At 68.0% G+C, this 16,144-nt stretch carries 17 protein-coding genes; 11 read left to right on the forward strand and 6 right to left on the reverse strand.

Annotated features, from left to right (window positions below; genetic code table 11):
- Positions 1–4: 4 nt before the first annotated feature.
- The 3 genes from ACIBTM_RS13475 to ACIBTM_RS13485 all read left to right on the forward strand — a co-directional run bounded on the left by ACIBTM_RS13475 (position 5) and on the right by ACIBTM_RS13485 (position 2,055).
- Entirely contained in the window at positions 5–337 is a 333-nt protein-coding gene (locus ACIBTM_RS13475; protein ID WP_395876813.1) for a hypothetical protein, read from the forward strand.
- Between the two features lie 439 nt (positions 338–776).
- Positions 777–1,454, forward strand: a complete 678-nt coding sequence (locus ACIBTM_RS13480) for a hypothetical protein (protein ID WP_395876814.1) — start codon at positions 777–779, stop codon at positions 1,452–1,454.
- A 4-nt stretch (positions 1,455–1,458) separates the two neighbouring features.
- Positions 1,459–2,055 carry a class F sortase gene (locus ACIBTM_RS13485; RefSeq protein ID WP_395876815.1) on the forward strand — a complete coding sequence of 199 codons (597 nt, stop codon included), beginning with the start codon at positions 1,459–1,461 and terminating at the stop codon, positions 2,053–2,055.
- A gap of 72 nt (positions 2,056–2,127) precedes the next feature.
- Here ACIBTM_RS13485 and ACIBTM_RS13490 read toward each other — a convergent pair whose 3' ends face one another.
- Complete coding sequence (locus ACIBTM_RS13490; RefSeq protein ID WP_395876816.1) at positions 2,128–3,183, reverse strand: patatin-like phospholipase family protein; 1,056 nt, start codon at positions 3,181–3,183, stop codon at positions 2,128–2,130.
- Positions 3,184–3,204: 21 nt separating this feature from the next.
- Positions 3,205–3,948 carry a FadR/GntR family transcriptional regulator gene (locus ACIBTM_RS13495; RefSeq protein WP_395876817.1) on the reverse strand — a complete coding sequence of 248 codons (744 nt, stop codon included), beginning with the start codon at positions 3,946–3,948 and terminating at the stop codon, positions 3,205–3,207.
- Between the two features lie 60 nt (positions 3,949–4,008).
- On the opposite strand from ACIBTM_RS13495, the gene ACIBTM_RS13500 reads away from it, so the two are divergent.
- The 8 genes from ACIBTM_RS13500 to ACIBTM_RS13535 are packed head-to-tail and all read left to right on the forward strand — an operon-like array spanning position 4,009 to position 12,331.
- Positions 4,009–5,499 carry an ABC transporter substrate-binding protein gene (locus ACIBTM_RS13500; RefSeq protein WP_395876818.1) on the forward strand — a complete coding sequence of 497 codons (1,491 nt, stop codon included), beginning with the start codon at positions 4,009–4,011 and terminating at the stop codon, positions 5,497–5,499.
- Positions 5,496–6,440 (forward strand): ABC transporter permease, encoded by a 945-nt coding sequence (locus tag ACIBTM_RS13505; RefSeq protein WP_395876819.1) that lies wholly within the window; start codon positions 5,496–5,498, stop codon positions 6,438–6,440. Before ACIBTM_RS13500 ends, ACIBTM_RS13505 begins: the two co-directional genes overlap by 4 nt.
- Complete coding sequence (locus tag ACIBTM_RS13510) at positions 6,440–7,252, forward strand: ABC transporter permease (RefSeq protein WP_395876820.1); 813 nt, start codon at positions 6,440–6,442, stop codon at positions 7,250–7,252. The genes ACIBTM_RS13505 and ACIBTM_RS13510 overlap by 1 nt, the downstream gene beginning before the upstream one ends.
- The gene (locus ACIBTM_RS13515; RefSeq protein ID WP_395876821.1) at positions 7,249–7,986 is read left to right on the forward strand and encodes an ATP-binding cassette domain-containing protein; all 738 of its coding nucleotides are present in this window, start codon (positions 7,249–7,251) and stop codon (positions 7,984–7,986) included. Before ACIBTM_RS13510 ends, ACIBTM_RS13515 begins: the two co-directional genes overlap by 4 nt.
- On the forward strand, positions 7,983–8,753 hold the full coding sequence (locus tag ACIBTM_RS13520) for an ATP-binding cassette domain-containing protein (RefSeq protein WP_360957471.1): 771 nt from the start codon (positions 7,983–7,985) through the stop codon (positions 8,751–8,753). The genes ACIBTM_RS13515 and ACIBTM_RS13520 overlap by 4 nt, the downstream gene beginning before the upstream one ends.
- Positions 8,746–10,167, forward strand: a complete 1,422-nt coding sequence (locus ACIBTM_RS13525) for an aldehyde dehydrogenase family protein (RefSeq protein ID WP_395876822.1) — start codon at positions 8,746–8,748, stop codon at positions 10,165–10,167. The genes ACIBTM_RS13520 and ACIBTM_RS13525 overlap by 8 nt, the downstream gene beginning before the upstream one ends.
- Complete coding sequence (locus ACIBTM_RS13530) at positions 10,164–10,922, forward strand: SDR family NAD(P)-dependent oxidoreductase (RefSeq protein ID WP_395876823.1); 759 nt, start codon at positions 10,164–10,166, stop codon at positions 10,920–10,922. Before ACIBTM_RS13525 ends, ACIBTM_RS13530 begins: the two co-directional genes overlap by 4 nt.
- Positions 10,923–10,933: 11 nt before the next feature.
- Positions 10,934–12,331, forward strand: a complete 1,398-nt coding sequence (locus ACIBTM_RS13535) for an amidase (RefSeq protein WP_395876824.1) — start codon at positions 10,934–10,936, stop codon at positions 12,329–12,331.
- 5 nt (positions 12,332–12,336) lie between these two features.
- On the opposite strand, the gene ACIBTM_RS13540 is transcribed toward ACIBTM_RS13535, so the two are convergent.
- From ACIBTM_RS13540 to ACIBTM_RS13555, 4 genes are all read right to left on the reverse strand, one after another.
- Positions 12,337–12,999 carry a DUF4276 family protein gene (locus tag ACIBTM_RS13540; RefSeq protein ID WP_395876825.1) on the reverse strand — a complete coding sequence of 221 codons (663 nt, stop codon included), beginning with the start codon at positions 12,997–12,999 and terminating at the stop codon, positions 12,337–12,339.
- On the reverse strand, positions 12,992–14,104 hold the full coding sequence (locus ACIBTM_RS13545; RefSeq protein ID WP_395876826.1) for an AAA family ATPase: 1,113 nt from the start codon (positions 14,102–14,104) through the stop codon (positions 12,992–12,994). Before ACIBTM_RS13545 ends, ACIBTM_RS13540 begins: the two co-directional genes overlap by 8 nt.
- Positions 14,105–14,170: 66 nt before the next feature.
- Positions 14,171–15,025: an HpcH/HpaI aldolase/citrate lyase family protein gene (locus ACIBTM_RS13550; protein WP_395876827.1), complete on the reverse strand. Its 855-nt coding sequence runs from the start codon at positions 15,023–15,025 to the stop codon at positions 14,171–14,173.
- Positions 15,022–16,092: a CoA ester lyase gene (locus ACIBTM_RS13555; protein WP_037333861.1), complete on the reverse strand. Its 1,071-nt coding sequence runs from the start codon at positions 16,090–16,092 to the stop codon at positions 15,022–15,024. Before ACIBTM_RS13555 ends, ACIBTM_RS13550 begins: the two co-directional genes overlap by 4 nt.
- Between the last annotated feature and the right edge of the window lie 52 nt (positions 16,093–16,144).

Consider the following 16,144-nt stretch of genomic DNA (forward strand, 5'->3'; position numbering starts at 1 on the left):
GCACGTGGACGAGACGAAACCGCCTCGGCGGCTCGGGCAATGGCTGTGGGGCCTGTTCTGGCTCCTGGTGCTGGGCTTCGTCGCGATCGTCGCGGCGGGCCTGCTGGCCGAACTCGCGGCGACGCCCTGCCCGAGTGACGGCATCTGGGTTTGCGACGCGGAGAACCGGACTCTCGCCACCTTCATCCCCGGGATCGGGTTCGGCCTCGGCCTCCTGATCGCGGGAATAGGCGGCGGCCGGGCGGTGCGGAAGCGGACGTCGCCGAAGCCCTGGGTGTCCGTCGCGGGTCTCTTCGGTGTGCTGTCGTTCGCCGTGGCGCTGTTCCTGGTGTTCTGATCGTGACCTTCAGGTTGCCCGGCACCGGTATTCGCTCATAAAAGGTCAGGACTTCACCGAAGGTACTCCGAACGCGTGAAGGAGTCGGCGACAAAGTCGCGGTACGAAGTGGATTCGCCCAGAAGAAGCGGCATTTTCGCGACGCGTGACAGACGGGGAAGAAATACTTCCGCATGGCAACCGTTCGGGCCTTCCGGGTGTTAACATTCCTTCGTCGCCGCGAGTTTTCCTTTGGCGGAGCGACTTTCGGGCCCTTGTATCGGGCTGGACCCCCTTCGCGTTACCCGCTTTCACGGTGGCTCTTGTCACTGTCTATTCGCTACGCCGGCCAGCGGTTTTCCGGCAGTATCGCGCTGCCACCCGTACGTGGGAATCTTTCCCGGGTGGTCGCACGGTGGGGGTCACTGTGTGTTGCGATGCTTTCCACTGGGAGATCATTTTGAAGAAGACGTTGGGCCGCCTCGCGGGCGCGGTGCTGGCCGGCGCCGTCATTTCGCTGGCCGTGACGCCGGTCGCGATGGCACAGACCGAAACGACGACCACGCCTCCCGCTCCGACGAGCGAGACGCCCACCACGGCGCCCTCGCCTTCGTGGTCCGGCGGTCAGGTCAGCAACCCGCCCGAGTGGTCGGGCGGCAAGGTGACGTCGGTTCCGCCGTCGTCCGAGAGCAGCACGCCGACCTCGACCAGCGGCAAGCCGACTTCCGGCAAGCCGTCGGCCTCCAGCTCGGAGAAGCCGACCACCACCACCCCGCCGAAGCCGGAGCTGAACGTCGGCGCCGGCTACGTCGAGGGTAACGAGGGTGCGCTGGCGATCCTGTGCGGTTCGGAGCCCGCGGACGTCACCGCGCCGGACTTCACCATCGTCGACTCGTTCCAGGACGGTGGCGACGCCTACCTGTGGATCTACATCGTCGAGGCCAAGCCCGGTTTCAAGGGCACCTCGAGCACCTTCACCTGGACCTGCGACGGCAAGCCGGGCAAGGGTGACATCGAGATCGAGACGGTCGGCGGCGGCTCGACCGCGCCGGGCACCAAGCCGGAGCAGCCGAAGAAGCAGGTCAAGCTGAAGCCCAAGGGCGGCATCGAGACCGGTTTCGGCGCCACCGCGGCCTGATCCGATGAAGCTCCTGACGCAGGGCGGCCGCGTGGTCGCGGCCGCCCTTGTGCTTTCCCTCGCGCTGACGGGATGCGGCACCGACGAACCCGCCCCGCCCGCCGCGGCGGCACTGTCGGAATCGGCTCCGCCGGTCGTCAAGCCGTACAACGGGACCCGTCCGACGAACGTGAAGATCCCCAAGATCGGCGCGGAATCGAGCCTGGTCACGGTCGCCGTCGGCAAGGACGGCAAGATGTCCGTCCCGTCGGCGAAGAATCCGATGCAGGCCGCGTGGTACCGGCTTTCGCCGGTGCCCGGCGACGTCGGCCCGTCGATCCTGCTCGGCCATGTCGACGGCAACAAGCAGCCAGGCATCTTCTACAAGCTCAAGGACGTCAACCCGGGTGACGAGGTGCTCGTCGACCGCAGTGACGGCAAGAGCCTGAAGTTCGTGGTCGAGAAGAAGGACCAGGTGCCCAAGGACCAGTTCCCCGAGGAAGCGGTCTACGGCAACACGGACAAGCCGCAGCTGCGGCTGATCACCTGTGGCGGTGTCTTCGACAAGGAAGAGCACAGCTACAAGGACAACATCATCGTCTACGCGAACCTGGTCGCCTGACGAACGCTATGAACGGTCCGTTCCTTGCGAAATTTGCAAGGAACGGACCGTTCATAGCATCCGGGGACGCGCTCAGCCCACCCCCGCGGCCGGGAACGGGAACCCGCCCGGAGCCGCCGCCTCGGTGTCGACCCACTTCCGCATCCCCGCGTCACAGGCCGCGTAACCCCAGTTGAGCAACCGCTCCTGCAGCACTTCCGGCAGTTTCGTCAGGCGCGTCGGGGTTTCCGCCAGCTCGTGCGTGAGCTCGGCGGGCGCCGCCAGCGAATCTTCGAGCTGGAAGTTCGCGAGATCGACGTAGGACCCCCAGTAGGCGCCGGTGAAATGCTTCTCCACATAAGACTTCAGCAGTGCGCCGCGCCGCAGTTCGCGCACCTGGTTGTCGATCACGTCGAGGACGCGCAGCAGCTGCCGTCCCCAGTCGCGTTTGACCCTGGGCGTGACCTTCATCCGCTTGCCCGCGTCGCTCACCAGAACCGTCGCGTGCCCTTCGACCGGGTCCAGGCCGAGGTTGTCGTAGACGCCGGCGTCGCTCAGCACGATCTTGCGCTTCCGCTCCTCGGAAAGCGGATTATGGAGCACCACGGGCGAAAGCATCGGCGGGAACGCCGAAGACGCGGCCACCGCGGTCGCGAGCGGGATGTTCCCGTGCGGCCCGTTCTGCCGGAAGAACCACCAGAGCGAGCCGTCCTGGAGGTTCGTCGCGGTGAAGACGAACTGCGGGCCCGTGGGGTCGATGTCCTTCAGACAGCAGTCGCCGAACAGGTGTTTCGCGTACACCCGCGCGAGCTCCTCACCGGCGCTCCGCCACGGAACGGCCATGGCGAGCAGGGTGACCGGGATGTCGAGCCGTTTGCGTGCCAGGTTCCGGATCGGCGCGACGACCTTGTCGGAGAAGTTGGCCGCGACACCGTTTTCGAATCTCAGGTCCGCCCATGCGTGCGCGAGCACGCCTGCCGCGATCGAGCCGCCCGAAACACTGGAGAACGTCGAGATCCTCGACAGCCAGCCGAGTTCGTTGAGCCGTAACAGGGCTCCGGTGTGGAACAACATCGCGCGGTAGCCGCCGCCGGACAGTGCGAGACCGACGCCTTGCCGGGTCGTCGAAGGTTTGTTGGTATCCCCCACTTGAGCGAGTGTAGAGAAGGGTCAAGCGAGCAGTGGCCGCAAGAGACGCCGTTGCTCTTCGGGGACGTACTCGGCGTAGTTGTCGTAGAGCGCCTGCTTCGCCAGCCGTGAAGCGCGTTCGCCGTCGGAGTCGCGGATCGCGCCGAGCACCGCTTCGTGATGCGTCAGCCAGTTGCGCATCAACGCCGTCCGGTCGTCGGCGTGCTCCAGCTTGTCCTCGATGAGTTCCAGCACGACGCCGCGGACGACCTCGCCGCTGATCACCAGCAGCGGATTCCCCGTCGCGCGGGCGATGGCCTCGTGGAACGCGACGTCCGCGTGGGAGAACTCCGCGAACCCTTTCGAGACGCCCTCGCGCATCGCCTCCAGCGCGGCGTCCAGTTCGGCGAGATGGTCCTCCGTCCTGAGCTGCGCGGCGAGCAGATGTGCGGAACCGTCGAGCACCATGCGGAACTGCAGGAGTTCGGACAACCCGAGATGGTCGGCCCGCGCCAGCCGGTGCATCGACCGGTGCAACGCGGCGGGGGAGGCGGCCAGAACTTCGGGACCGCGCGGGTCTCCGGGCCGCGAGCGGATCATTTCGGCTGCTTGCAGCACGCGCAGCGCCTCGCGCACGGTCGAGCGGCCGACGTCGAACTGGACCATCAGCTCGCGTTCGCTCGGCAGCCGGTCGCCCGGTTTGATCCGGCCGCTGAACACGGCTTCCTCGATCTGTTCGACGACACGCTGGTACGCGCGGACAGGGGCGACCGGCTCGAATTCCATCTTGACCCTGCCGTCTCGTCTGGTTTACTGGTCGGACCAGTCTACCGGTCAGGGGGCAGGATGAAAGCCCGGATTCACGCGGCAGTGGTTGCGTCGCTGCTGGTGGCGTCCGGCTGCTCGGCCGGTTCGAGTGCCACGGTGGCCAAGGATCCGGCCACGCTCGCCATCGGGTACACCGCCGAACCCGCGAACTTCGACTTCACCCGTACGGACGGCGCCGCCATTCCGCAGGCCTTGCTCTACAACGTCTACGAGGGTCTGGTGAAGCTCGACGCGAACGCGAAGATCGTGCCGCTGCTGGCCGAATCGTGGACGGTGTCGGAAGACCGCAAGACCTACGACTTCAAGCTCCGGAAGAACGCGAAGTTCAGCAACGGGGCGCCGTTCACCGCCGAGGACGTCAAGTTCTCGCTGATGCGCGTGAAGACCGGCTGGACCGTGTCGATCAAGTCCACAATGGACGTCGTCGACCGGGTCGACGTCGTGGCGCCGGACCACGCGCGGGTCGTGCTCACGAAACCCAGCAACGGCTGGCTGTTCAGCCTCACCAGCCGCCTCGGCGCGATGTTCAGCCCGACCGGGGTCGCGGATCTGGCGAACAAACCGGTCGGCACGGGGCCGTACACGGTGTCTTCGCGACGTCGTGGCGACTCCATCGTGCTCAAGCGGAATCCCGACTATTGGGGCACGAAACCGGCCTACTCGACCGTGGTCCTCAAGTACATCAAGGATCCGACGGCGCTCAACAACGCCTTGCTCAGCAACGGGATCGACGTCATCTCCGCGATCACCGTGCCGGACTCGATCCCGCAGTTCCAGAGCGACGACCGGTTCACCGTCGTCGAAGGCACGACCAACAGCGAGGTCACGCTCGCGTTCAACAACGCGCGCCCACCGCTGAACGACGTCCGCGTGCGGCGAGCGCTCTCGTACGCGATCGACCGGAAAGCGTTGCTGGACACGGCTTGGGCCGGTCGTGGCACGCTCATCGGCAGCATGGTCCCGCCGACGGATCCCTGGTACGAAGACCTGTCGAACGCGTATCCGTTCGATCCCGCGAAGGCGAAAGTGCTGCTCGCCGAAGCGGGGCAACCCCATCCGACGCTGCGGCTGCGGATCCCGAACCTGCCGTACGCGGTGTCGGCCGCGCAGGTGGTGTCCTCACAACTGGCGGACGTCGGGGTCACTGTGACGATCGAGCCGCTGGATTTCCCGGCGGTGTGGCTCAAGCAGGTCTTCACCGACCACGACTACGACCTGTCGATCATCCAGCACGTCGAGGCGCGCGACATCGTCACCTTCGGCAGGCCGAAGTACTACTGGGGTTACGACGGCAAGCCCGTCCAGCAGAACCTGGCGAAGGCCGACGCCGGAACACCCCAGGAACAGATCGACGCGATGCGCCAGGTCGCGCGGCGGCTGTCCGAAGACGCCGCCGCGGATTGGCTCTTCCTGTTCCCCAACGTGATCGTGGCGAAGAACAAGGTGACCGGGTTCGTCCGCAACCAGGTCAGCGAGTCCTTCGATCTCACGGGATTGGCGCCGCGATGACGGTCAAGATCGTGCGCCGCGTGGCGATCCTGGTGGCCAGTGTGCTGGTCGCGTCCATCGTGGTGTTCCTGTTCATGGCCGTGCTGCCGGGCGATCCGGCGCAGGTCGCGCTCGGCGTCAACGCGACCCCGGAGCTGGTCGCGAAGACCCGCGCCGAATTCGGCATCGACAGGCCGCTCGTGACGCAGTACTTCGACTGGATCGGCGGTGTCCTGCACGGCGACTTCGGCCGCTCGTACGTCACCCGCGAGGAGATCGGCCCGGCGCTGACCGACCGCCTCGGCGTGACGTTGTGGCTGGTCGGCGCCGGGATGCTGGTGGCGCTGGTGATCGCCGTGCCGGCCGGGACGTTCGCCGCGGTGCGGCACCGGAAGGCCGACGGCACCGCGCTTTCCGGGTTGTCGCAGATCGGCGTCGCGATCCCCGCGTTCCTGGCGGGCATCATCCTGGTGCAGATCTTCGCGGTGCAGCTGCGCTGGCTGCCCTCCGGCGGCTGGACCCCGCCGGTACAGGATCCGGGCGAATTCCTCCGTGGGCTCGTTCTGCCCGCCCTGTCACTGGGGCTCGTGCAGGGCGCGGTGCTGACGCGCTATGTCCGGTCCGCCGTGCTCGACACGCTCGGACAGGACTACCTGCGCACGGCGCGGTCCAAGGGGTTGCGGCCGTTCCAAGCCTTGTTCCGCCACGGACTGCGCAACGCCGCCGTGCCGGTGGTGACGGTGCTCGGGCTGCAACTGTCGACCCTGCTGATCGGCGCCGTCGTCGTCGAGCGCGTGTTCGTCCTGCCGGGGCTGGGCAGCATGCTGCTCGACTCGGTGGCGTCGCGGGATCTGTTGTCCGTGCAGGGGATCGTGCTGGTCTTGGTGGTCGGCGTGCTGCTGGTGAACTTCGTGGTCGACGTCCTGTACACGGTGCTCGACCCGAGATTGCGGGGTTCCTGATGCGTAACCGCAGTCTCCTCGTCGGCGGTGTCCTGGTCGCGGTGATCGTGCTCGCCGCGGTGCTTTCGTTCGTGTGGACGCCGTTCGACCCGGTCAAGGTCGACGCGGCCAACCGGCTGCACGACTTCAGCGGCTCGAACCCGCTCGGCACCGACAGCTTCGGTCGTGACGTGCTCAGCCAGCTCATGGTCGGCGCGCGGACGACGTTGTACGTCGGGGTGGTCGCGGTCGGGATCGCCGCGCTGATCGGGACGCCGCTCGGGATCCTCGCCGGGATGTCGTCGCGATGGCTCGGCGAGTTCGTCATGCGGGTCAACGATCTCGTGCTCGCGTTCCCCGCGTTGCTGCTGGCGATCATGTTCGGCGCGGTGTTCGGGGCGGATACGCTGACCGCGATGGTGGCGATCGGCATCGCGACCATCCCGTCGTTCGCACGGATCGCGCGTTCGGGCACGTTGCAGGTGATGAGCAGCGAGTTCGTGCTGGCCGCGCGGTCGGCGGGCCGGTCACGGCCGAACATCGCCGCGCGGCACGTGCTGCCGAACATCTCCGGGCTGCTGATCGTGCAGGCGTCGGTGTCGTTCGCGATCGCCGTGCTCGCGGAGGCGGCGTTGTCGTTCCTCGGCTTCGGCACCCGGCCGCCGACGCCGTCGTGGGGCCGGATGTTGCAGGAGTCCCAGGTGTTCCTGACCCTGCACCCGAGGCTCGCGCTCGTGCCCGGTGTCGCGATCGCCATCGCCGTCCTCGGCTTCAACCTGCTCGGTGATGGCCTCCGAGACCGCCTCGACCCCCGATTGGCGGCGCGGCTATGACCCTCGAAGTCCATGGTCTCGGCATCTCCGGGCTGGTCCGCGATGTTTCGTTCGGCATCGCGCGCGGTGAGCGCGTCGGGCTGATCGGCGAGTCGGGTTCCGGGAAGTCGTTGACGGCGTTGTCGATCATGGGGCTGTTGCCCGAAGAGCTCGCCGCTTCCGGCTCGGTGAAACTCGACGGCCGCGAGCTGCTGGGCGCGCCGGAGAAGGAGCTGTCGCGGTTGCGCGGCAACGAACTCTCGATGGTGTTCCAGGAACCGATGACCGCGTTGAACCCGGCGATGCGGATCGGCGCGCAGGTCGCCGAGCCGATGCGGATCCACCGAAACGGTGGAAAGGATCCCGAGGCTTTGTTGGCTTCCGTGGGACTGCCCGGCGTCGCTCGTGCGTATCCACATCAGCTGTCCGGCGGGCAGCGGCAACGGGTCGTCCTCGCGATCGCGCTGGCCAACGACCCGAAGCTGCTGATCTGCGACGAGCCGACGACGGCGCTCGACGTCACCGTGCAGGCGCAGATCCTGGAACTGATCCTCGACGGCGTGCGGGACCGGGAGAGCGCGCTGCTGTTCATCACGCACGACCTCGCCGTCGTGGCGTCGGTGTGCGAGCGGGTGCTGGTGATGCTCGACGGCGAGATCGTCGAAGCCGGCACCACCCGCGACGTCCTCACCGCGCCACAGCACGAGTACACGAAGAAGCTGCTGGCCGCTTCGGATCTGGAGGCGAGCCGATGATGATCTCGGTGCGGGATCTCGAACGTCGCTACACCCGGCGTGACGTCCATGCGCTGCGCGGCGTGTCGTTCGACGTCGAAGCCGGTCAGCGGTTCGGCATCGTCGGCGAATCCGGCTCGGGAAAGTCCACATTGGTCAGATTGCTGGCCGCGCTGGACAAGCCGACGGCGGGCAGCGTCTCGTTCCAGGGCAAGCGCGTCGACACCCTGCCGGAACGCAAACTCGGCTTCCTGCGGTCGGAACTGCAGATCGTCTTCCAGGATCCGATGGGTTCGCTCGACCCCCGGATGCGGGTGCGCGACATCATCTCCGAACCGTTGGGCCGCCGGGATCCCGCACGGGTCTCGGAGCTGCTGAAGGCCGTCGGCCTGCCCGAAGACGCCGCCGGCCGCTATCCGCACCAGTTCTCCGGCGGGCAGCGGCAGCGCATCTCGATCGCGCGGGCGCTCGCGCCGAATCCGAGCGTCCTCATCGCGGACGAACCGGTGAGCGCGCTCGACGTCTCGGTGCGGAAGCAGATCCTCGACCTGCTCGCGTCGCTGGTCGAGCTGTACTCGCTGACGCTGATCTTCGTCTCGCACGATCTCGGCGTCGTGCGGCACGTGTGCGACCGGGTCGCGGTGATGCGGCGCGGGGAGATCGTCGAGATGGGCGACGTCGACCAGGTCTACGACGCGCCGGAGCACGAGTACACCAGGGAACTGCTGGCGGCCGCGCCGAATCTGCGGGCCGAACTGGCGCGGTTGCGGGGAGGGGACGATGCCTGAATATCCGGAAGGCCTGCCGATCGGCGACGGCTGGGTGCCGACTGTGGACACTGAGCCGGTCGTGTTCCCGTACGACGGGAGCGAGATCGTCCACGCGCCGGTCGGGACGCCGGAGCTGGCCACGCGGGCGATCGACGAGGCGGTCGCGGTGTTCAAGCAGGTCGCGGCCCTGCCGTCGCGGACCCGGCGTTCGCTTTTGAACGACGTCGCCGCGGCTCTGGAGGCCGAGCGCTCCCACTTCGAGCGGCTTCTGGTGCTGGAGACCGGAAAGCCGCTGGTCGATTGCCGCGTCGAGGTCGCCCGCACGATCGTCACCTGGCAGGCCGCCGCCGAGGAGGTCTCGCGGCTGCACGGCGAGACCGTCCCGCTCGACCTGCTGCCGTCCGGGGACGGGCTGGTCGGGTTCTGGAAACGCAAGCCGATCGGGGTGGTGGTCGGCATCGCCGGATTCAACTATCCGCTGCTCCTGGCGTCGCACAAGATCGCGCCCGCCATCGCCGCGGGCTGCCCGGTGGTGGTGAAACCCGCGCCGCAGACGCCGCTGGCGACGTTGTGGCTCGTGCATCTGGTGCGCTCGCTGACCGACCTGCCCGCGATGGTCCAGCTGGTCACCGGCGATGCGGCCGTGGGCTCGGCGCTGGTCACGGATCGGCGCGTCGGCGCGGTGTCGTTCACCGGATCCGCGCTGGTCGGGCACCGGATCGCGCGCGACGCCGCGCCCACGAAGACGTTGCTGGAGCTGGGTTCCAACGCGGCCCTGGTGGTCGCGGAGGACGCGGATCTCGACGCGGCGGCGGACGCTGTGCTGCGCGGCGGGTTCTACGCGTCCGGGCAGGCCTGCATCTCGGTGCAGCGAGTACTGGTCGTCGACACCGTCGCCGAGGAATTCACCGAACGGGTGCTGGCGCGGCTCGGCGAGGTCGTCACCGGTGATCCTCGCGACGAGAAGACGCGGGTGTCGGCACTGATCGATCCGGGGTCAACGAAGCGCGTTCAAGAGTGGGTCGACAAAGCGACTTCGGCCGGTGCGCGGCTCGTCGGGGGCGGTGTCGACGGCACGGTGATCCGGCCGACCGTGCTGCTCGACGTGCCCGACGGCCTCGAATGCTGGGACGAGGAGATCTTCGGCCCCGTGGTCTGCATCCGCACCGTGTCCTCTGTGGACGATGCGTTCGAGGCCGTCAACGCGTCGCGCTACGGGCTGCACGCCTCGGTGTTCAGCACGTCGTTGAAGACGGCGTTCCGCGCGCTCGACGAGCTCGAAGTCGGCGGTGTGGTGATCAACGAGGTGCCCGGTTTCCGGTCCGACACCATGCCGTACGGCGGCGTGAAGGACTCCGGGATCGGGCGGGAAGGGCCGCGATTCGCGGTCGAAGAACTGACCGTGACGAGGATGGCGGTGCTGCGCCCGTGACGTACGAAAACCTGTTCCGGCTCGACGGGAAGCGCGCCGTCGTCCTCGGCGGCGGCAGCGGGATCGGCCGCGAATCCGCGAAGGCACTGGCCGCGCACGGCGCCGAGGTGATCGTCGCGGACCGCGATGTCGCCGCCGCCAAGGAAACCGGCGTGGGCGAGGCGTACGAGATCGACCTGCTCTCGGAGGGTGCGGCCGCGCGGGCGGCGGAGGAACTCGGCGAGATCGACGTCGTCGTGCTGACCGCCGCCACCAACGTGCGCAAACGGCTGCTGGAGTACTCGCGCGCGGAATTCGACCGGGTGATCGCGCTGAACCTCGGCGCGACCTTCGAGGTCGTCCGCGCGTTCGGCGCCGGGATGGTCGAGCGCGGGCGGGGGAGCATCGTCGGGTTCTCGTCGATCCGCGGCACCACCGTCGAGCCCGGCCAAGGTCCGTACGCGGCGACGAAAGCCGGGCTGGTGCAGCTGTTCCGCACGGCCGCGGCGGAGTTCGGCCCGGCGGGGGTGCGGGTCAACGCGATCGCGCCCGGCGTCGTCGAAACCCCGCTGACGGCGCAGATCAAGGCGAATCCGGCCTGGTACGACGCGTACGCGACCAAGGGCGCGCTCGGCCGCTGGGCGCGTCCCGGCGAACTCGCGGGCGCCGTCGTCTACCTGGCGTCGGACGCGTCGTCGTTCGTCACCGGCTCCGTGCTGGCGGTGGACGGCGGCTGGACCGCGGTCGACGGCCGCTTCGAACCGCCCGCGACGTAAGGAGCCCTTCCGTGCCGGAGTTGCCCGACCTGACCGCCGTCGAACTGATCGCCCAGTACCGCGCGAAGACGCTGTCGCCGGTCGAGGTCACCGAAGCGGTTCTCGCCCGCGTCGAGGCGCGCGAGCCCGAGCTGCACGCGCTCTACGCGTACGACCCGAACGGTGCGCGCGAAGACGCGAAGGCGTCCGAAACCCGATGGCACGCGGGCGAACCGCTCGGCCCGATCGACGGTGTTCCGTTGACGCTCAAGGAGAACATCGCGACGCGCGGCACCCCGGTCCCGCTCGGCACGGCCGCCACCTCGCTGACACCCGCGCCCGAAGACGCCCCGGCGGGCGCTCGCGTGCGTGAGTCCGGTGGGGTCCTGCTGGGCAAGACGACCATGCCGGACTACGGGATGCTGACGTCCGGGCTGTCGAGTTTCCACACCGCGTCGCGGAATCCGTGGGACACCACGCGCACGCCCGGCGGTTCCAGCGCCGGTGCCGGTTCGGCGGCCGCCGCCGGCTACGGCCCGCTGCACGTCGGTACCGACATCGGCGGCTCGATCCGGCTGCCCGCCGGCTGGTGTGGCCTGGTCGGGCTGAAGCCGAGCTTCGGCCGGGTGCCGGTGGATCCGCCGTTCCTCGGCCGTGTCGCCGGGCCGATGACGCGGACCGTGGCCGACACCGCGCTGCTGATGAGCGTTCTGTCCGGTGTGGACGGTCGCGATCATCTTTCGCTGCCGCCTTCGTCGCTCGACTGGGCTTCGCTTTCGGCCGAGGTCAAGGGCCTGCGCATCGGGCTGCACCTCGACCCTGGCGTCGGGCTTCCCGTGCTGCCGGAGACGATCGCCGCCGTCACCGAAGCCGCACGTGTCTTCGCGGCAGCGGGCGCCGTCGTCGAGCCGGTTTCGCCGTTCCTGCGCCGGGAAATGCTCGACGGACTCGATACCTTCTGGCGCGTCCGGGCCTGGTCGGACATGTCGGCCCTGCCCGAAGACCGCCGTGTGAAGGTGCTGCCGTACATCGCCGACTGGGCGGCAGGCGGCGCCGACGTGAGCGGTGTCGACGCCTACCGCGGCTTCGCGCAGATCGACGCCATCGCCGTCGCGACCCTGCGGGCGACCGAACGTTTCGACGTCGTTTTGTCCCCGACCTGCCCGGTCTCGGCCCCACCCGCCGACTGGCCCTCGCCGACCAACGACCCGCGCCGCCCGTTCGAGCACATCGCGTTCACCGTGCCGTACAACATGTCCGGCCAGCCCGCGGTCTCGATCAACTGCGGCTACACGAGCGACGACCAGCCGATCGGCCTGCAAATCAGCGGCCGCCGCTTCGCCGACCTCGACGTCCTTCGCGCCGCTGCCGCTTACGAAACCCTTCGCCCCACTCCGCGCCCCTGGCCCCTCGCGCATTCAGAGGACTAAATGCGTCAGAGCCTGGAGTCGAGCTCGGCCAGCCACGCGGCGAAGTGCGGGCACCGGGCTCGCAGACCTTCAACGCCCAGATCGGCGATCGCCAAGGGACCTTCGAGAGTCTTCACATAACCAGGGCAATACCTGGCCAGTCGCTTCGAAGGCGCGTTCTTCGGGTCGTCGTTGACGAGTTCCGGCCCGCCGGCTTCGGCGCAATCCTGCTTGATCCGTTCGGCGACCGCGGGATCGTCGCGAAGGAAAGCGAGCTGGTCACTGGCGGCGAACACCCAGGATTCCAGCTCGTGCTGGACGAGATGGGGAACGAATCGGTGATCGCCGATGGTCGTACCGAGTGCCCGCTCGACGTGCTCGACCTTGCCGGTGGCGGCGCCTGCCGGACGTGTCGCCATACCCGGAGCGTCCGACGGGAAACCGTAGTAGTCGAACAGCGTCGTCAGCACGGCGAGACGCGGGCTGGCCAGGAGTTCTTTGATCTCCCGGTGCAGTTTCGGCCAGGACGTGACGCCGCCGCGGTAGGTGACGGACGAGGTGTGCGTGCGGACGGTCGAATAGGTGACGAACCAGCCTCGCCGTTGGAAGTGACCGGACAGCACATCCCGGACAACGTTCGCCTCCGTCTGGCCTTCCACCAGCAAGTGCAGACGTTTCGGGTCAGGCATCGAGAACGCTGCCCATCGAGCCCGGCTGCCCGCCGATGATGTTCTTCTCCCAGAGTTCGCCAAGCGAGTACTCGTCGAGCCAGGCTGCCAGCGCGGCCTTGTTGGGCCGGGTGAAGGCCGAATCGCCGTTCCGCTGTTGGACGACGATCAGATCCTCGGCGGAGAACTGGTTCATCAACGTCACCGACTGGGTCGCTATCAGGACCTGACTGCGGGTCGAGGCAGAGCGCAGCATGTCCGCCAGCTGGACGATGGCCATCGGGTGCAGGCCGAGTTCGGGTTCGTCGAGCACGACCAGCGCCGGAAGCTCCGGTTGCAGCAACAGGGTGACGAGGCAGACGAAACGCAGTGTCCCGTCGGACATCTGATTCGCCGAGAAAACGGTTTCGGAATTCTGCCGCTGCCAGCGAAGAAGGATGCGGTCGGTGCTGTCCGGTTGGAGGACGAAGTCGCGGAAGAAAGGGGCGACGAGCCGGATCGCGCCGACGATCCGGCGATACGCGACCTTGTCCGCCCGGTCTGAGCTGTCCCGTAGCCGAAGGAGAACTGCGGCGATGTTCCCGGCGTCCGCGCGCAAGGCCAGGTCGTCGGCGGTCGGGGAAAGGCGCTTCACCGGCGCGTCGACGCTGGTGTCGTGGAAGTGGTAGACGCGGCAACCTTGCAGAAGCTCGATAATCCTCGTCGCCACCTGAGCCGCTTCGGGTCTGGCCGCGAAGTTACCCAGTTTGCTCTCTCGATGACCACGGCCTGCCGACAGTCTCCGCGGAGCCTGCTCTTTCTCGTCGTAGGTAGAGACTGATTCGTATTCGAAGATCAGCTCTTCACCAGGGGCCGCACCGAGCTGCGCTTGGTAGCTGTCCGGAGGCGCACTCAGCTTGAAGCTGATCTGCCTCGTGTCGGCCGTGTCGTTGATCAGCGCCGACGCCCCGCCATTTCGGCCGACGAACAGGTTCAGCAGGTCTTCGCTGATCCTGCCCAACAGCTCGAAGGCCTGGACGAAGTTGCTCTTGCCAGCGCCATTCGCGCCGATCAGCACGTTCATCGCGCCCAGCTCGACGCGCGCCGAGCGGATCGAGGTGAAGCCCTCGATCTCGATCGACGTCAACCGTCGTTGATCAGCCACGCGCCTACTCTAGGCCGTTTCGAAAGTGGGTATCGATAGGTGGTTGCGTCAGCCGCCGATCGCCTCGGCCAGCGCCAGGATCCGCCGCGCGTTCTCCACGTGCAGGTTTTCGATCATCCGCCCGTCCACGGTCACCACGCCCTGCCCGGCCGCCTGCGCCTCCTCGAACGCCGCGATGATCTTGCGCGACCGCGTGATCTCCTCCTCGGACGGCGCGAAGATCCGGTTGCACGGCTCCAGCTGCGCCGGGTGGATCAGCGTCTTGCCGTCGAAGCCGAACTGACGTCCCTGCAAGCATTCCGCCTCGAAGCCTTCGAGGTCCTTCACGTCGTTGTAGACGCCATCGAGGATGGCCTTGCCGGTCGCGCGCGCGGCCAGCAGCGCGAGGGAAAGCCCGCCCAGCAGCGGCGCGCGGCCGGGGACGAACTCGGCGTGCAGTTCCTTCGCCAGGTCGTTCGTGCCCATGACCAGCACGGTCAGCCGCTCGGACGCCGCGGCGATCTCCTCGGCGTGCAGCATCGCGACCGGGGTTTCGACCATCGCCCAGATCTTCGTGTGGTCCGGCGCGCCGCCGAGTTCCAGCGCGCGCTCGATGTTGTGCACTTCGGCGGCCGAGTTCACCTTCGGCACCACGATCGCGGCCGGGCCCGCCTGCGCGGCGGCGCGAAGGTCGGCGTCGTGCCATTCGGTGTCGAGGCCGTTGATGCGGATGGTCACCTCGCGCGAGCCGTACTCCTTCGACGAAGCGGCGGCGCAAACGCGTTCACGTGCGGCTTCCTTCGCGTCGGGCGCGACGGCGTCTTCGAGGTCGAGGATGAGGCCGTCCGCGTCCAGCGTCTTGGCCTTTTCCAGCGCTCTTTCGTTCGCGCCGGGCATGTAGAGGACGGAACGCCGGGGGTTCATGCGGAAGCCTCCTTGGTCGCGGCGTCATACGCGGCGGCGAGTTCGGGGTCGTCGGCGGCGAGGGCGTCGGCGAGTTCGGCGACCACCCGGCACTGCTTCACCGAGGCGTCGTCCTGCATCTTGCCGTCGATCATCACCGCACCGGTGCCATCGCCCATCTCGGCGATCACGCGCCGTGCCCAGGCGACGTCCTCGGGCGAAGGCGAGAACACCTTCTTGGCGATGTCGATCTGCACCGGGTGCAGGCTCCAGGCGCCCACGCAGCCGAGCAGGAACGCGTTGCGGAACTGGTCCTCGCAGGCCACGACGTCGCGGATGTCGCCGAACGGCCCGTAGTACGGCAGGATCCCGTTCGCCGCGCAGGCGTCGACCATCCGCGCGACGGTGTAGTGCCACAGATCCTGCTGGTAGGTCGTGCGTCCCTCGTTCAGGTCCTCGCCGGTCGGGTCTGTGCGCACGAGGTAACCGGGGTGCCCGCCACCCACCCGGGTGGTCTTCATCCGGCGGCTCGCGGCGAGGTCGGCCGGGCCGAGCGAGATGCCCTGCATCCGGGGGCTGGCGCCGGCGATCTCCTCGACGTTCGCGACGCCGCTGGCGGTCTCCAGGATCGCGTGCACCAGCAGCGGTTTCGTCAGCCCGGCCCGCGCTTCGAGCTGCGCGAGCAGCCTGTCGACGTAGTGGATGTCCTGCGCGCCTTCGACCTTCGGCACCATGATCACGTCGAGTTTGTCGCCGATCTCGGTGACCAGCGTGATCAGGTCGTCGAGCACCCACGGCGAGTCGAGGCTGTTGACGCGCGTCCACAGCTGCGTCTTGCCGAAGTCGGTCGACTTCGCGATGGAGACGAGCCCGTTCCGCGCGGCCTCCTTGCGGTCGGCGCGCACGGCGTCTTCGAGGTTGCCGAGCAGGACGTCGACCTTCTTGGCGATGTCCGGGACCTTGGCGGCCATCTTCTCGTTGCTGGGATCGAAGAAATGGATCATCCGCGAAGGAGGCACGGGGATCTGGCGGAGCGGTTCCGGCGCCCCCACCGCGAGTGGGGCGAAGAAATCCTTCGGCGAACGCATCGTTCCTCCATCGCTACGGGCTAAGTGACCGACGGGTAACCCTAAACCCGGA

It is taken from the genome of Amycolatopsis sp. NPDC049868 (genome assembly GCF_044461365.1).
Taxonomy (GTDB): Bacteria; Actinomycetota; Actinomycetes; order Mycobacteriales; family Pseudonocardiaceae; genus Amycolatopsis.

Excerpts from the sequence above, each read along its gene's own strand:
- ACIBTM_RS13485 (WP_395876815.1), top strand. The coding sequence starts at position 1,459 with ATGAAGCTCCTGACGCAGGGCGGCCGCGTGGTCGCGGCCGCCCTTGTG.
- ACIBTM_RS13495 (WP_395876817.1), bottom strand. The coding sequence starts at position 3,948 with ATGGAATTCGAGCCGGTCGCCCCTGTCCGCGCGTACCAGCGTGTCGTC.
- ACIBTM_RS13500 (WP_395876818.1), top strand. The coding sequence starts at position 4,009 with ATGAAAGCCCGGATTCACGCGGCAGTGGTTGCGTCGCTGCTGGTGGCG.
- ACIBTM_RS13505 (WP_395876819.1), top strand. The coding sequence starts at position 5,496 with ATGACGGTCAAGATCGTGCGCCGCGTGGCGATCCTGGTGGCCAGTGTG.
- ACIBTM_RS13510 (WP_395876820.1), top strand. The coding sequence starts at position 6,440 with ATGCGTAACCGCAGTCTCCTCGTCGGCGGTGTCCTGGTCGCGGTGATC.
- ACIBTM_RS13515 (WP_395876821.1), top strand. The coding sequence starts at position 7,249 with ATGACCCTCGAAGTCCATGGTCTCGGCATCTCCGGGCTGGTCCGCGAT.
- ACIBTM_RS13520 (WP_360957471.1), top strand. The coding sequence starts at position 7,983 with ATGATGATCTCGGTGCGGGATCTCGAACGTCGCTACACCCGGCGTGAC.
- ACIBTM_RS13525 (WP_395876822.1), top strand. The coding sequence starts at position 8,746 with ATGCCTGAATATCCGGAAGGCCTGCCGATCGGCGACGGCTGGGTGCCG.
- ACIBTM_RS13540 (WP_395876825.1), bottom strand. The coding sequence starts at position 12,999 with ATGCCTGACCCGAAACGTCTGCACTTGCTGGTGGAAGGCCAGACGGAG.
- ACIBTM_RS13550 (WP_395876827.1), bottom strand. The coding sequence starts at position 15,025 with ATGAACCCCCGGCGTTCCGTCCTCTACATGCCCGGCGCGAACGAAAGA.
- ACIBTM_RS13555 (WP_037333861.1), bottom strand. The coding sequence starts at position 16,092 with ATGCGTTCGCCGAAGGATTTCTTCGCCCCACTCGCGGTGGGGGCGCCG.